Genomic DNA, 15159 nt, shown 5'->3' on the forward strand with positions numbered 1-15159 from the left:
CGGGCATTACCGGGAAGGCTGTCGCGGCCGAAGCCGCTCCTGCCAGCGGCACTGGATCGCCTCCTGTGGAAGCGACTTCAGTCGCGACGCATGACGCCTCGACGCGACGCAAGCACCTCGACGCAAGCACGCGCCGCTTCGCTTTTGCCAATCCCGAATCCCCACTCGCTAATCCCCACTCATACACCTGCCAGCCAGAACGCGCCCGCTACACTGCCCCGCATGAACACCCCCCAGGATTCCAGCCTCGGTCGCGAGGTCGCTTACCCGTCGCAGTACGATCCGGCACTGCTGTTTCCCATCCCGCGCGCTGCCGCGCGGACCGAGATCGGCCTCGATGCGGGAGCGTTGCCGTTCTTCGGCGTGGATCGCTGGCACGCCTACGAACTGAGCTGGCTCGATGCGCAGGGCAAGCCCTGCGTCGCCACCGCGACCTTGCAGGTGCCGTGCGCCTCGCCGAACCTGATCGAATCCAAGTCGCTCAAGCTCTATCTCAACTCGCTCAACGCGATGCGCTTCAACAGCGCCGAGGCGCTGCGCAGTTGCATCGTCACCGATCTGTCCACGCGCGCCGGCGCCGACGTGGCGATGGAGTTCGGCCTGCCGCCGATCGACACGCTGGGCGAGGGCGAATCGCTGGACGTGCTGGACATCGCCATCGACTGCTACGGCCCGCCTCGCCCGGACTTCCTCTCCGCCGCCGAGGGCGACGTGGTCGAGGAAACCCTGACCAGCGAATTGCTCAAGTCCAACTGCCCGGTCACCGGCCAGCCGGACTGGGCTTCGCTGCATGTGCGCTATCGCGGCGGTCGCATCGACCGCGAAGGGCTGCTGCGCTACCTGATCAGCTTCCGCGAGCATGCCGGCTTCCACGAGCAGTGCGTGGAGCGCATCTTCCACGACCTGATGACGCGCTGCCGCCCGCAGTCGCTGCAGGTGGAGGCACGCTATACCCGCCGCGGCGGCCTGGACATCAATCCCTGGCGGGCCACCGCGGACGTGGCCGAGCCGCTGAGCTTCCTGCGCGATCTGCGCCAGTAGCCGTTGCCGCGGTGCGCGCGGTGCGCCGATGCCAACATGTCACGAGCCACGCGCCGCTGCAGGCGTGCGGTCGGCCTCTATCGCGCTGTAGCGGACAAAGCCCAGGCGCGACGACGTCCGCGACGTCGCGCCACGCCTGAACCGCGTCCCTGCGATTCACGGCCGCGCGATCCTTTTTTAACAAACGCTGTGACACCGTGGCACCGTCCCATCCCGCATGGAGCTACGCGATGAACAGTGACAAGCGCGCCGATTTCTCGGCGGTCACCGCCAAGGTGGACACCACCGCCGACGTCGTGCAGAAGGCGGACTTCTCCGCCGTGCAGGGCACGGTCGACAGCACCGCCGAGCAGGTGCAGCAGGTTTACGTGGTCAAGCCCGGCGATTCGTTGTCCAAGATCGCCAAGCTGCACTACGGCGACGGCAATGCCTGGACCCGCATCTTCGAGGCCAACCGCGATGTCCTCGCCGACCCCGACAAGATCTATCCGGGACAGACGCTCAAGCTGCCCGCCGGCACCTGACGTTCGTCCGCCCTGCATTTCCTTCGCCACCCCGACAGGAGTCCCGTTCCAATGAAAACCCGTTCGATGTCCCCGTTTTCGCCGCTGCTGATCGCCATGGTCGGCACCCTGGCGCTGGCCGGTTGCAAGAAGCAGGACCAGGAACAGCAGGTCTCGCCAGACCCCACCTCGTCCGCGCCCACCGAGCAGATGCCGGGCCCGGCCGCGACCGCCCCCGAGCCCTCGGCGCCGGCCGCCACGGTGGTGACCGTCGCCGCGATCGCGGTCGGCAACACCGCCGCCGCCGACAAGTCGGTCGCGCCGCTGACCACGCTGGGCAGCAAGGACACGATCATCGTGTCGGTGAAGACCGAGGGCTCGGCCACCAACGCCAATGTCGGCGCCAAGCTGCTGTTCCAGGACGGACAGACCGCCGGCGATCTCAGCCAGGCGCTGAACACCAGTGGCGCCGAGACCACCAATTTCCAGTTCACCAACCCCAAGGGCTGGCCGGCCGGCAAGTACAAGGCCGAAGTCACCGTCAATGGGCAGCCCGCGGGCACGCCGCAGGAGTTCGAGGTGAAGTGATCCGGGGCGCACGTCGCCCGATCACGGGCCGCCCCTGCCGTCTCTCTCCCGGCAGGGACGGAACGCTGGCGCAGCCGCGAGGCTGCGCCTTTTTTATGCGCGATCCGATGGCGTCGGCAGCATGCCCGGCGTGGTCGCTCACGACGGCGTTCAGGGCGCTTCCACTACGGCGCAACGCGTCCCGTAGGAGCGGCTTCAGCCGGGACGGACTTTACCGGCAATGCCCCGTCGCGGCTGCAGCCGCTCCTATACGACCTGCGACGGTGCACGCTGCATCCGGCTTGATTGCGAAGGCAGGCGATTGCAGGTGCCCTGCAGTCCCGACGCACCTCGTAGCCGAGGCCTGCCAATGCACCGGTCTGCGGCGCGGGCCGCGCGCAACACCGTCGGCCAGCGACGCCTGCGTGCGTTGTGGCGTGGCGAATGGCGCCCGGCGATCAGTGCGGCGCGTGCAGATCCAGCACGCGCCCACCCATCACCACTTGCTGCAGGCGCAGGGCGCTGTCCAGCACCACCAGATCGGCGCGGGCCTCGGGCGCGATGCGGCCGCGGTCGCCCAGGCCCAGGTAGTCGGCCGGGAAGGTCGACACGCGCTGCGCGGCATCGGCCAGGTCCAGGCCGGCCTGCACCAGGTTGCGCAGCGCCTGGTCCATGGTCAGCGCGCTGCCGGCTAGCGAGCCGCTGGCCAGGCGCACGCAGCCGCCGCACTTGTGCACGCGCTGCTCGCCGAGCGCGTACTCGCCGTCGGGCATGCCGGTGGCGGCGGTGGCGTCGGTGACCGCGTACAGGCGCGGAATCGCGCGCGCGGCCAGGCGGATCACCCCGGGGTGGACGTGCTGCAGGTCGGGAATGAGTTCGGCGTACTGCGCATGCGCCAGCGCCGCGGCGGCGATGCCGGGCCGGTAGTGGTCCACGCCGGTCATGCCGTTGAACAGGTGGGTGAAGCCGGCCGCGCCGGCCTGCAGCGCGGCCACCCCGTCCTCGTAGCTGCCGGCGCTGTGGCCGAGCTGCACGCGGATGCCCAGCGCGGTCAGTGCCGGAATCAGTGCGGTGTGCGCGCCGATCTCCGGGGCCAGGGTCAGCACCCGGATCGGCGCCAGCGCGTGCCACTGCTGGACCAGGGCAAGGCTGGCCTCGACCGTGCGGTCGGGCTGCGCGCCGAGCCGCTGCGGGCTGATGAAGGGGCCTTCCAGGTGCACGCCGGCGATGCAGGCCGCGTCGGCGTCGGGCGCGGCCATGGTCGCGGCGACGCCACGCAGCGCGTGCGCGATCTCGTCGACGCCGGCGGTCATGGTGGTCGCCAGCAGGGTGGTGGTGCCGAAGCGCAGGTGGGCGCGAGCGATGCGCCGCGCCGCCTCGCCGCCCTGCATCAGGTCCACGCCGGCGGCGCCGTGCACGTGCAGGTCGACGAAGCCGGGCAGGATCAGCGGCAGCTGCGGATCGTCGCCGCCGCTGTGGTCGTCCACCTGCAGCCGGCGCACGTGGCTGTCGAAGTGGACGTGGCCGCGACGCCAGCCCAGGGGGGTCAGCAGGCGCCCGTGCAGGGAGCGGGTGTCGGTCATGGCGATGGCTCGGCGATGATCACCTCGATGCCCAGCCGCTGCAGCCCCTCGCGGGTGGCCTCGTCGATGCCGGCGTCGGTGATGATGGCGTGGATCTGGTCCAGGCGGGCGATGCGGTGCAGGCTGACCCGGCCGAACTTGGAGGCGTCGGTCAGCACCACGATGCGCCGCGCGCGCTCGACCATGCGGTGGTTGAGGCGCGCCTCGGCCTCGTCGTGGGTGGTCAGGCCGAACTGCAGGTCCAGCCCGTCCACGCCCAGGAACAGCGTGTCGAACCCGTAGGCGTTGAGGCTGGCCTCGGCCTGGCTGCCCTGCAGCGACAGCGATTGCTGGCGCAGCTGGCCGCCGGTGAGCAGCACGTTGATGCCCGGCGCGTTGGCCAGTTCCCAGGCGATGTTGAGGCCGTTGGTCATCACCGTGACGTCGCGGTGCCCGCGCAGGTGCCGGGCCAGCGTCATCGTGGTCGAGCCGGAGTCGATGATGATGTTGGCGCCGGGCTGCACCATGCGCGCGGCGCAGGCGCCGATGGAGTCCTTCAGCGGCAGGTTCAGCGCGTCCTTCTCGTGGATGTCCTGTTCCTGCGGCGGCGTGCGCATCAGCGTGGCGCCGCCGTGGGTGCGCGTGGCCAGGCCCTGCGCCTCGAACTGGTTGAGGTCGGCGCGGATGGTCACCGCCGACACGCCGAAGCGTTCGACCAGGTCGGCGACCTGCACCGCGCCGTGTTCGAGCAGCGACTGCAGGATCTGCTGGCGGCGGGAGCGGGTGTTGCGCATGGCCATTCTCGGATTCGCGGGCGACCGGGAAGATTAGCCGTTCGCCGCGACGCCTGCAGCCGCATCCGTATGCGGCCGGCGCGCGCCGGCACGGTTGGCGCTGCAGGCGCGGGCGTATTCGCCCAGGCACTGGCCGATGCGGTGCTGGACCAGCGCGGCCGGGGTGTTGGCGAGGCGGCCGGCGCGCACCGCACGGTACTGCTCGGGCAGGAACTGGCTGAGCAGCACCAGCGGCGGCGGGTGCCGTTCCAGGTTGGCGAACAAGCTGTCCACCGCCTCGCGCACCGCCGGCTCACCCCAGTAGTAGCGGCAGCGGTCGCTGTAGGAGTAGCGGCGCAGCAGGCGCTGCTCGCTCGCGTCGCCCGGATAGTAGGGTTGCCATGCCCCCGGTTGCGCCAGCATCGCCGCGTCCAGCGCCTGCGGCAGCCACGAGCACTGCGCGGCCGGCAGCAGTTCGGCCTCGATCGCCGCCAGCGCGTACAGCGCCTCGCGGTAGGCGAAGGTGGCGGCCGGGCCGACCTTGAGGATGGCGAAGTGGTCGCGCACCAGCGCGTGCAGCGCGTCCTCGCGCTGGTAGTCGGTGGAGTGCGCCTCGAACACGATGCGCGGCTGCCGCTCGAGGAAATCGGCCAGCGCGGCGGCGGCGGCCGGGTCGTAGTCGTGCACGGCGCTGTGGTCGAAATCCACGCCCGGCTGCACCACCAGCGCGATCACCCGCTGCCAGGCCGCGCGCAGCGCCGGCGTGTCGAACGCCTGCCGGTGGATCGCCAGGGTCTGCGCGGCCGCGGCCGGCGTGGTCACCTGCAGGCCGCCGGCCAGCGAGGCTTCGCCGCCGGGCACCGGCACTTCGGTGCCGATCACGTACACCGGCGGCGGCAGGCCGTGTGCGGCGGCGGTGCGCTCGGCGATCTCGGCCAGCTCGGCCGAGCGCGCGGCGACGATGGCATCGGGCAGCGGCACCGGGTCGTCGGCGCAGGCCATGCTGCAGTCCAGGTGGATCTTGTGGAACCCCGCAGCGACGTAGTCCGCGATCAGCACGCGCGCATGCGCCATGGCCTCGGCGGCCGGCCCCTTCTGCCAGGCATTGGGGCCGAGGTGGTCGCCGCCCAGGATCAGCCGCGCGCGCGGAACGCCTTCGGCCTCGGCCAGGGCGCCGACGTAGTCGCGGTACTGCGCCGGGGTCATGCCGGTGTAGCCGCCGAACTGGTCGACCTGGTTGGAGGTGGCTTCCACCAGCAGCAGCGTGTCGTGGGCCAGCGCCACCTGCATCGCCGCGCGCAGCACCTGCGCGTTGCTGCAGCAGACGCTGTACAGGCCGACGTTGGCGCCGGCGCGGTGGGAGGCGAGCAGGGTCTGCAAGGGCGACATGGAAACTCCGGCGGCTCAGGAATAGGCGGGATGGCAGGCCAGCAGCGCGGCGCCGCGGGCGCCGCCGGCATCGCCGAAGCGCGGCGGCACGATCGGCGGCACCTGCACGCCGGCGAACAGGTGCGCGGCGATGGCGTCGGGCAGCTGCCGGTACAGCGGCGGGTATTGCGACAGCCCGCCGCCGAGCACGATCACGTGCGGGTCCAGCGCCAGCACCACTGCGGCCAGGCTGTGGCCGAGCAGGTCGCGGTGGATGTCCAGCGCCTGCCGCGCACGCGCGTCGCCGGCTTCGGCCTGGGCGATCACCGCGCTGGCGTCGGCGGCGTCGCTGCCGAGATGGCGCGCGATCGCCGCCACGCCGCTGCCGGACACGTAGCGCTCCACGCAGCCCTGCAGGCCACAGCCGCAGTCCAGCAGCGGCAGGCGATGGCGTTGCAGCAGGTGCCCGGGCACGCTCCAGTGGCCCCATTCGCCGGCGATGCCGTTGCAGCCGGCGAGCAGGCGGCCCTGCACGCAGAAGCCGCCGCCGGCGCCGGTGCCGAGGATGGCGCCGAACATGCTGGGATAGTCGTCGGCGGCGCCGCCGTGCGCCTCGGACAGCGCGAAGCATTGCAGGTCGTTGCCGATATGCAGCGGGCGCGACAGCCGCGCCTGCAGGTCCTGCGCCACGCACTGGCCGGTCAGCGCCGGCACGTTCGCGCTCAGCTGGCGGCCGCTGCGGCGCTCGCGCACCCCGGGCAGGGCGATGCCGAGGGCGCTGTCGCGGCGGCCGAGCGCGGCATCGGCCTCGGCCACCAGCGCCACCACCGCCTGCAGGAAACCGGCGTAGTCGCCCTGCGGCGTGGCCACGCGGCGCCGCCACACCACCTGCAGCGCGGCGTCGCAGGCCACCAGTTCGATCTTGGTGCCGCCGACGTCGAGGCCGTAGCAGGTGGGCGCGCCCGGCTCAGCCATGGTGGATGGTGACGCCCTGGACCACGCGGTTGACGGTGCCGTCGGGGAACGGATTGTCCGGCGTCAGGCCGAGCGCGGCCGAACGCTGCAGCGCGAACAACTGCGCAAAGCCCAGCCACAGCGGCGCCAGCCACGGATCGTCCAGGCCGGCGACGGCGAGGGTGTGGTCGTCGCCGGCGCCGATGTCCGCATGCGGGCCGATCGCCAGCACCTGGCCGGCCACGCCGTCGCGGCGCAGTTCGTCCAGCAGGTCCTGTTCGTAGCGGCGCGCCAGCGGCTGCACGCTGCGCAGCATCACCACCAGGGTGCTGCGGTCGAGCGTGGACTTGGGGCCGTGGCGGAAGCCCAGCGGCGTATTGGCCAGCGCCAGCACGCGGCCGGCGGTGAGTTCCAGCACCTTCAGCGCGGCCTCGCGCGCCAGCGCTTCCAACGGGCCGCTGCCGAGATAGATCACCCGCGCGAACGGCCGCTGCGCCAGCGCCGCCACCGGTGCGTCCCACTGCGCCAGGCCGCGGCCGGCCAGCTCGGCCAGCCGCTGCAAACGCGCGCTGCGCGCTTCCCATAGCGCGCGGTCGAACACGCTCAGCGCCGCCAGCAGCATGCAGGTCAGGCTGCTGGTCATGGCGAAGGCGCGGTCGCAGCTGGCCGCCGGCATCAGCAGGGTGCAGGTGTCGGCGCGGCCGGCGCCGCGGCGGGCCAGTTCGCCGTCGGCGTTGCAGGTGATGTCGAGGAAGCGCGCCTGGTCCACGTCGCTGCGCACGCGCTCCACCGCGGCCACGCTTTCCGGGCTGGAGCCGCTGCGCCCGAACGACACCAGCAGGGTCGGCCGCGTGCGCTGCAGGTACAGCGCCGGGTGGGTCAGCAGGCTGGTGGTATGCACCGCGCGCGCCTCGGCCGGCCACTGCGCATTGATCGCATCGGCCACCATCTCGGCGATGAAGCCGGAACTGCCGGCGCCGGTGAACAGCACGCGCTGGTTCGGATCGTCGAGGCGGTCGCCGAGGAAGGCCTGCAGGCGCTCGCCGGCCCGCGCCAGGTCCTGCGCCAGGGTCTGCCACAGCATCGGCTGCTGGGCGATCTCGCGGGCGGTGTCGGCGCCGCCCAGGCGTTGCCAGGCGGATGCAGCGGAAAGCGGAAGGAGGTCCATGCGGCGGTTCCTGTTGGGCCAGCGCACCATCCGACTTTTCTTTCGAAATGTCAAACATCGAAAGAAAAAAGAAAGAAATTATCCAGGTGTTCGTTTTCCGCTGATGGCGCGAACGAAACGAAATATGCGGCAAGAGCAAGCTGTCGCAAGCGGAATTCGCTGGCCTTGGAAGCGAAAACCAAAGCGATACGATGCCAGATCTTTCGTTTCTATAAAATAAATCTTGTTTTTTGCTTTCAATTTATTGACATCTTTCAAATCCCTGGCCTAGAGTCGGTGCAACGCTTTCGAAACGCCCGGGGAAACGGGTTTGGGGGTCGTGTGGAGCATCGCGTTCGTCGCTCGCCGCTGCTGCCGGCGGCCGCCCTGCCGGCCTTGCTGCTGGCGGCCGTCACTGCCGCTGCCGAGCCGATCGGCAACCTGCGCGCGGTCGCCGCCAGCGACAGCCGCGACGGCGTGCGCGGCTGGGACCTGCAGACCGACACCGGCGCGCGCCTGCGCATCGAACTGCCGGCGGCCGACATCGTCCGCGTGCAGGCGGGCCGGCGCGGCACGCTGACCGGCGCCGGCGACAAGGCCACCCCGATCGTGCTGCCGCAGCCCAAGGCCCAGGTGCAGGCGCAGTTGGAAGAGGACGCGCAGGAGCTGCGCGTGCGCACCGACGCGCTGCTGCTGCACGTGCAGCGGCAGCCGCTGCGGCTGCGCCTGGAGCGCGTGGAGCAGGGCCGCGCGATCGCGCTGTGGCAGGAACTGCAGCCGCTGGACCTGGATGCCGCGCAGAGCGTGCAGGTGCTGTCCTCGCAGGCCGACGAAGCCTATTACGGCGGCGGCCAGCAGAACGGCCGCTACCAGTTCAAGGGCCGCGAACTGGAGGTGTCGTATTCCGGCGGCTGGGAAGAGGGCGATCGCCCGAGCCCGGCGCCGATGCTGCTCAGCAGCCGCGGCTGGGGCATGCTGCGCAACACCTGGAGCGACGGCAGTTACGACCTGCGCCAGCCCGACCAGGCCACGCTGCTGCATCGCGAAGACCGCTTCGACGCCTACTACTTCGTCGGCGCCGACCTGCCGGCGCTGATCGAGCGCTACACCCGGCTGACCGGCCGTCCGACCATGCTGGCGCGCTGGTCGCTGTCCTACGGCGATGCCGATTGCTACAACGACGGCGACAACGCGAAGAAGCCCGGCACCGTACCCGAGGGCTGGCACGACGGCCCCACCGGGACCACCCCGGACGTGGTCGACAGCGTGGCCAGGCAGTACCGCGCCTACGACATGCCCGGCGGCTGGATCCTGCCCAACGACGGCTACGGCTGCGGCTACACGCGCTTGCCGGAGACCGTGCAGGGCCTGGCCCGGTACGGTTTCCGCACCGGCCTGTGGACCGAGGACGGCGTGGACAAGATCGCCTGGGAAGTCGGCAAGGCCGGCAGCCGCGTGCAGAAGCTGGACGTGGCCTGGACCGGCAAGGGCTACCAGTTCGCGATGGACGCCAACCACCAGGCCTACGACGGCATCCTCGACAATTCCGATGCGCGCCCGTTCCTGTGGACGGTGATGGGCTGGGCCGGCATCCAGCGCTACGCGGTGGCCTGGACCGGCGACCAGAGCAGCAGCTGGGACTACATCCGCTGGCATGTGCCGACCCTGATCGGCTCCGGCCTGTCGGGCATGGCCTATGCCGCCGGCGATGTCGATGCGATCTTCGGCGGCAGCGCCGAGACCTTCACCCGCGACCTGCAGTGGAAGGCCTTCACCCCGGTGCTGATGGGCATGAGCGGCTGGTCGTCGAACGCGCGCAAGCATCCGTGGTGGTACGACGAGCCGTACCGCAGCATCAACCGCGACTACCTGAAGTTGAAGATGCGCCTGACCCCGTACATGTACGGCCTGGTGCACGACGCCGCCCAGACCGGCGCGCCGCCGGTGCGCGGATTGATGTGGGAAGACCCGCAGGATCCGCACGCGCAGGACGAGACCTACAAGACCCAGTTCCTGCTCGGCCGCGACCTGCTGGTGGCGCCGGTGTACCGCAGCCAGGCCGCCAGCCGCGGCTGGCGCCGCGACATCCACCTGCCGGCCGGCGGCTGGATCGACTACTGGGACGGCCGCCGCGTGCAGGCCGGTGCGCAGGGCCGACAACTCGACCGCCAGGTCGACCTGGCCACGCTGCCGGTGTTCGTGCGCGCCGGCGCGATCCTGCCGATGTACCCGGCGATGCTGTTCGACGGCGAGAAGCCGCTGGACGAGGTCACCTTCGACCTGTATCCGCAGGGCGTCTCGCAGTACACGCTGTACGAGGACGACGGCAACACCCGCCGCTACCAGCAGGGCGAGTCCAGCACGCAGGTCGTGCGCGTGCAGGCGCCGGCGCAGGGCAGCGGCCCGGTGCAGGTGTGGATCGACCCGGTGCAGGGCCGCTACGAAGGACAGTTGCCGCAGCGCCGCTACGCGCTGCGCGTGCTCGCGCGGCAGGCGCCGCGGTCGGTGCAGGCAGGCGACCGCGCGCTGCCGGTGCTGGCCGACGCCACCGCCTTCGCCAGCGCCGGCGAAGGCTGGTACTTCGACGCCAAGGAGCGCCGCGGCACCCTGCACGTGCGCACCGCCGTGCAGGACATCCGCCAGCCGCTGCACTTGCAACTGGACTTCGCGGTGGCCGCCGCCGCGGCCGACGATGCCTATCCGGCCGCGCCGGTGCTGGGCCGCGCGCTGCCGGCCGACAGCCTGCTGGTGGTCAACCGCCCGGCCGAGGAGCCGGGGCACCCGCTGGAGAACGCCTTCGACGACGACCCGACCACTTGGTTCCGCAGCGTGCGCAACCAGGCCGTGCGCACCGGCGCGCACGAATGGGTGATCGGCTTCGGCGAGCGCAAGATGATCGACGGCATCGAGCTGGCGCCGCGCAACGACAAGAACTGGAAGCACGGCCAGGTGCGCGACTACGAGGTCTACCTGGGCGACAGCAACGGCGAGTGGGGCGCGCCGGTGGCGCGCGGCCAGCTGCGCCTGCAGGAGGGCGTGCAGCGCATCGACTTCCCGGCGCACGCCGGCCGCCTGCTGCGCTTCCGCGTGCTGAGCGTGCAGAACCCCGACGGCGACGGCGCCGACAGCAACGACCCGATGGTCATCGCCGCGCAGCGCCGGCCGCGCGCCTTCGACGCGCTGCAGCCGCGCGACGTTGGCCCGATCGCGCTGTCCACCTTCCACATCCTCGAGCACCCGGCGCCGGAGCGGCCGCCGCAGCAGCGCGTCCTGTCCGAACTGGCGCTGCCCGCCGCGCTGGACGGCCGCGTGCGCGCCGACCGTGCCTTCCGCGGCGATGCCGGCATGCGCATGAACGGCCTGCAGTTCCGCCGCGGCCTGGGCGTGGGCGCCGACAGCCGCCTCGACCTGCGCCTGCACGGCGACTGGCGCCTGCTGCGCGCCGACCTGGGCATCGACGATGCCTGCCGCAGCGCCGGCGGCCTGCAGTTCCAGGTCTGGGGCGACGGCCGCCTGCTCTACGACAGCGGCCTGGTCAGCGCGCCGGCCGTGGTCAAGCCGGAGCTGGACATCCGCGGCCTGTCCACCCTGAGCCTGCGCACGCTGGGCGCGCAGGGCCCGCATCCCGCCCAGGTCTGCGCCAACTGGGCCAACCCCGTGCTGATCGGCCAGGAGGGCGACACCGCCAGCTTCGTCGCCCCATGACCGCCCCGTAACACCGCGCTTTCCCCGCCTTTCCCGACTGCGGCCGCCTGGCCGCGGCCCGGGAGCGCTTTGCCCGCCGATTCCGCGTTCGCGCCGCCCCCTGCCAGGAGAGACCCCCGATGTTGCCCGCCCGTCACCGCCATCCCCGCTGTCGCCCGCTCGCTCCGCTGACCCTGGCCATCGCCGGTGTCCTGCTCGCCGCCCTGCAGCCCGCCGCCGCCCAGGACAGCCAGGCCGCCGCCACCGACCTGGCCCGGGTCGAAGTCACCGGCTCCAACATCCGCCGCACCGACGTGGAGACCGCCTCGCCGGTGCAGGTGATCAGCAAGCAGGACATCCAGGCGATGGGCGCGCGTACCCTGCTGCAGGTGCTCGACAACCTGCCGGCGGCGCGGCCGGCGCAACAGGACGCGCGCTCGCTGTTCACCGGCTCCGACGGCGCCTCGCAGGCCAATCTGCGCGGCCTCGGCGCGCAGGGCACGCTGGTGCTGCTGAACGGTCGCCGCCTGTCGTACTACGGCGCGCCGGCCGGCTTCCAGACCCAGTTCGTCAACATCGACGCGATCCCGGCCGCGGCGATCGAGCGCATGGAAGTGCTGACCGACGGCGCCTCGGCGGTGTACGGCACCGACGCGGTGGCCGGCGTCATCAACGTGATCACCAAGCGCAACTTCCAGGGCGCGGAGATCAACTTCAGCAACGACACCTCCACCCGCATCGACGCCTACGGCGAACACCAGGCCAGCATCACCGCCGGCTTCGGCGACCTCGCCGAGAACCGCTTCAACGTCTACGGCGCGGTCAACGTGTACCGCCGCGACGCGATCCCGCTGCGCGACTTCTACGACAAGCGGCCGGCGCAGTACTACGTCAACAACCCGAACTACCTGAGCAACCTGCGCCTGGGCGTGGGCAGCAAGCCGGGCCAGTTCAATCCGGGCAGCTACTTCGCCTTCGACCCGGCCACCGGGCGCCGCGTGCAGGAAGCCGCGCCGGGCTGCCAGAACGTGCTGACCAGCGAAGCCGCCGGCCCGCGCTGCGTGTGGGAGACGTGGTTGAACAACGAGATCGACGCCGGCGCCAAGTCCGAGCGCAACACCGCCTACCTCAACGGCACGTTCCTGGTCGGCGCCAGCACCGAACTGTTCGCCGAGGCCACCTACACCGATATCGACCTGCGCGCCAACGGCGGCACCCCGCGCGCGTTCAACACCACCACCGGCAATCCGACCAGCTGGTTCTCGCGCAACACCGGCAACACCGTCAACCAGTTCCTGTATCCGTTCCTCGGGCCGAACAACGAGTACAACCACGCCAGTCCGCAGCTGAGGGCGATGATGGGCGGCGTGGTCGGCCTGCAGTACCTGCTGCAGGACGCCGGCCCCGACTACTTCGGCCAGCGCAACACCGACAAGAGCTACCGCGTGCTCGGCGGCGCGCGCGGCAGCCTCGGCGACTGGAACTGGGAAACCGCCTTCGCCACCGCCGGCACCCACTCGGTCACCTACCAGACCGTCAACGTCAACGTGAAGGGCTTCGAGAAGGCGTTCGGTCCGTTCAGCATCGACCCGGGCACCGGCCGGGTGATCATCTCCGACCACCCCGCGTACAGGTTCGGCGAGATCAGCGCCGCCAACGCCGCGCTGATCCGCGAGGCGTTCCCGACCTTCGACATCGAATCGTGGACGCGCCTGCACACCCTCGACGGCAAGATCGAAGGTCCGCTGTTGCAACTGCCGGCCGGCGAGATGCGCGCCGCCTTCGGCTTCAACGCCAGCCGCGAGACCTTCTACACCCCCGGCAACCCGGACGCGGCCAACGGCCTGATCACCCAGCAGGGCGGCTCCTGGTTCGACGGCAAGCGCAACACCTATGCGCTGTTCGCCGAGACCGTCGCGCCGATCACCGACAAGCTGGAACTCGATGCCGCGCTGCGCGCCGACAAGTACCCGAACTTCAGCACCAACCTGGCGCCCAAGGTCGGCTTCAAGTACCAGGCCTTCGAGCAACTGCTGCTGCGCGGCACCTATTCCACAGGCTTCCGTGCGCCGAGCCTGGCCGAGTCCGGCAGCGGCGGCGTCTACGCGCAGCTGGGCGGCTACCGCGACGAAGTGCGCTGCGCCGAGACCAACGCCATCGCCAACCTGCTGCTGCAATCGCGCCGCAGCGGCGACGTGGACCTGGGCAAGAGCCTGCTCAATGCCGACTGCAGCCGCACCGTGGCGCGCATGACCCAGCCGAACCCGGACCTGAAGCCGGAGAAGGCCAAGATTGCCACGCTCGGCTTCGTCTACGAGCCGGCCAACTGGCTGTCGGTGTCGGCCGACTACTGGTTCATCTACCGCGACAACGAGATCGTCGCCCCCGACTACCGCCGCGCCGGCGACATCACCGCCATGACCCGTTCGCCGATCACCGACAGCGACCGCGCCAACCTCGCCCAACTCGCCGCGATGTGCGCCGACCCCGCCAGCGGCGTGGCCTGCCCGGGCACGTTGCCCGGCTACAGCGTCGGCAATGTCGCCAGCGTGGTCGGCCAGTACCGCAACCGCGGCAAGACCCTGGTCGACGGCTTCGACATCGACGCGCGCAGCCGCTTCTCGCTCGGCCAGTGGGGCGGGCTGAACATCGGCCTGGCCGCGACCATCGCCAACCGCAACCGCTTCTACATGGACCAGGACAGCGGCTGGTACTACGGCGACGTGGTCGGCTACTACAACAACCCGCGCCTGCGCGCCACGCTCAACGCCGACTGGACCTACCGGCAGGTCACCACCAGCGTGTTCGTCAACTATGTCGGCGGCACCAAGTGGGCCACCGACCGGATCGACGCCGAGGACAACAACAAGCAGACCTGCACCGCCGGCTACCTCAAGCTGCAGCCGAGCAAGTGCGACGGCGCGCCGTCGTGGTGGACCGCCAACCTCAGCGTCACCTGGCGTCCGGATGATGCCTGGAACCTGGGCTTCACCGTCAAGAACCTGTTCGACCGCCTGCCGTTCTACGACCCCAACAGCTTCCTGGGCGATTCCAGCGACTACGCCACCATCTTCGGCCGCGGCTACAGCGTGACCATCGGCTACCGGTTCAAGTGATCGCTCCGCGGCAGCATGCGTGCCAGTAGCTGCTGGCACGCACGCTGCGGGAGAAGGCATGCTATGAAACGGCGGGGCTTTCTTGCCGCTGCGGTGAGGACTGGCAGGACATGGCCGAAGGTTTGAGCCGTGTATCCGTGAGGGTGCGACCAGAACCGCGTGGATAATTGCACTGCTGTGGTTGTTCCAATCCACGCACCCTCGAGGATGCGACGGCCCGCGGCGTGTGGATGGACCTGCAGATCGAGTTTCAATCCACGCACCCGCGAGGGTGCGACAGCGTGACAGGCTCCGATGCGTAGGACTTCGTGTAGGTTTCAATCCACGCACCCGCGAGGGTGCGACGCCATGGCGGTGTACAGCACCAGGCGCTCCACGTGGTTTCAATCCACGCACCCGCGAGGGTGCGACACACGTATGAGTTCACAGCTTCGGATAGTGAGC

10 protein-coding genes and 1 CRISPR repeat array (1 of these 11 running past the window's edge) are annotated in these 15159 nt (G+C 70.6%); of the genes, 5 read left to right on the forward strand and 5 right to left on the reverse strand.

The window, feature by feature from the left end; genetic code table 11:
• The first annotated feature begins 222 nt into the window (after positions 1 to 222).
• The 3 genes from queF to NKJ47_RS03845 all read left to right on the forward strand — a co-directional run bounded on the left by queF (position 223) and on the right by NKJ47_RS03845 (position 2132).
• A complete protein-coding gene (queF, locus tag NKJ47_RS03835; protein ID WP_254460216.1) occupies positions 223 to 1041 on the forward strand; it encodes an NADPH-dependent 7-cyano-7-deazaguanine reductase QueF in 819 nt (272 codons plus the stop codon).
• A gap of 230 nt (positions 1042 to 1271) precedes the next feature.
• Positions 1272 to 1565 carry a LysM peptidoglycan-binding domain-containing protein gene (locus tag NKJ47_RS03840; RefSeq protein WP_254460217.1) on the forward strand — a complete coding sequence of 98 codons (294 nt, stop codon included), beginning with the start codon at positions 1272 to 1274 and terminating at the stop codon, positions 1563 to 1565.
• 51 nt (positions 1566 to 1616) lie between these two features.
• Positions 1617 to 2132, forward strand: a complete 516-nt coding sequence (locus tag NKJ47_RS03845; RefSeq protein ID WP_254460218.1) for a hypothetical protein — start codon at positions 1617 to 1619, stop codon at positions 2130 to 2132.
• A 437-nt stretch (positions 2133 to 2569) separates the two neighbouring features.
• On the opposite strand, the gene NKJ47_RS03850 is transcribed toward NKJ47_RS03845, so the two are convergent.
• Genes NKJ47_RS03850 through NKJ47_RS03870 form a run of 5 tightly spaced genes read right to left on the reverse strand, consistent with a single transcriptional unit; the run spans position 2570 to position 7936 of the window.
• Complete coding sequence (locus NKJ47_RS03850) at positions 2570 to 3694, reverse strand: N-acetylglucosamine-6-phosphate deacetylase (RefSeq protein ID WP_254460219.1); 1125 nt, start codon at positions 3692 to 3694, stop codon at positions 2570 to 2572.
• Positions 3691 to 4467, reverse strand: coding sequence for a DeoR family transcriptional regulator (locus NKJ47_RS03855; RefSeq protein ID WP_254460220.1), 777 nt, complete (start codon positions 4465 to 4467; stop codon positions 3691 to 3693). Before NKJ47_RS03855 ends, NKJ47_RS03850 begins: the two co-directional genes overlap by 4 nt.
• Positions 4468 to 4500: 33 nt before the next feature.
• A complete protein-coding gene (locus tag NKJ47_RS03860; protein ID WP_254460221.1) occupies positions 4501 to 5835 on the reverse strand; it encodes a D-tagatose-bisphosphate aldolase, class II, non-catalytic subunit in 1335 nt (444 codons plus the stop codon).
• 15 nt (positions 5836 to 5850) lie between these two features.
• On the reverse strand, positions 5851 to 6789 hold the full coding sequence (locus tag NKJ47_RS03865) for an ROK family protein (protein ID WP_254460222.1): 939 nt from the start codon (positions 6787 to 6789) through the stop codon (positions 5851 to 5853).
• Positions 6782 to 7936 carry an SIS domain-containing protein gene (locus tag NKJ47_RS03870; RefSeq protein ID WP_254460223.1) on the reverse strand — a complete coding sequence of 385 codons (1155 nt, stop codon included), beginning with the start codon at positions 7934 to 7936 and terminating at the stop codon, positions 6782 to 6784. Before NKJ47_RS03870 ends, NKJ47_RS03865 begins: the two co-directional genes overlap by 8 nt.
• A 321-nt stretch (positions 7937 to 8257) precedes the next feature.
• Here NKJ47_RS03870 and NKJ47_RS03875 point away from each other — a divergent pair, with 321 nt between their 5' ends.
• Together NKJ47_RS03875 and NKJ47_RS03880 are read left to right on the forward strand one after the other, a co-directional pair.
• Positions 8258 to 11620, forward strand: coding sequence for a TIM-barrel domain-containing protein (locus tag NKJ47_RS03875; RefSeq protein WP_254460224.1), 3363 nt, complete (start codon positions 8258 to 8260; stop codon positions 11618 to 11620).
• 119 nt (positions 11621 to 11739) lie between these two features.
• Positions 11740 to 14715: a TonB-dependent receptor domain-containing protein gene (locus NKJ47_RS03880; RefSeq protein ID WP_254460225.1), complete on the forward strand. Its 2976-nt coding sequence runs from the start codon at positions 11740 to 11742 to the stop codon at positions 14713 to 14715.
• 183 nt (positions 14716 to 14898) lie between these two features.
• A CRISPR array of direct repeats spans positions 14899 to 15159; the repeat unit is 31 nt; unit sequence GTTTCAATCCACGCACCCGCGAGGGTGCGAC; it runs 3988 nt beyond the window's last position.

The organism is Xanthomonas sacchari (assembly GCF_024266585.1).
Taxonomy (GTDB): Bacteria; Pseudomonadota; Gammaproteobacteria; order Xanthomonadales; family Xanthomonadaceae; genus Xanthomonas_A; species Xanthomonas_A sacchari_C.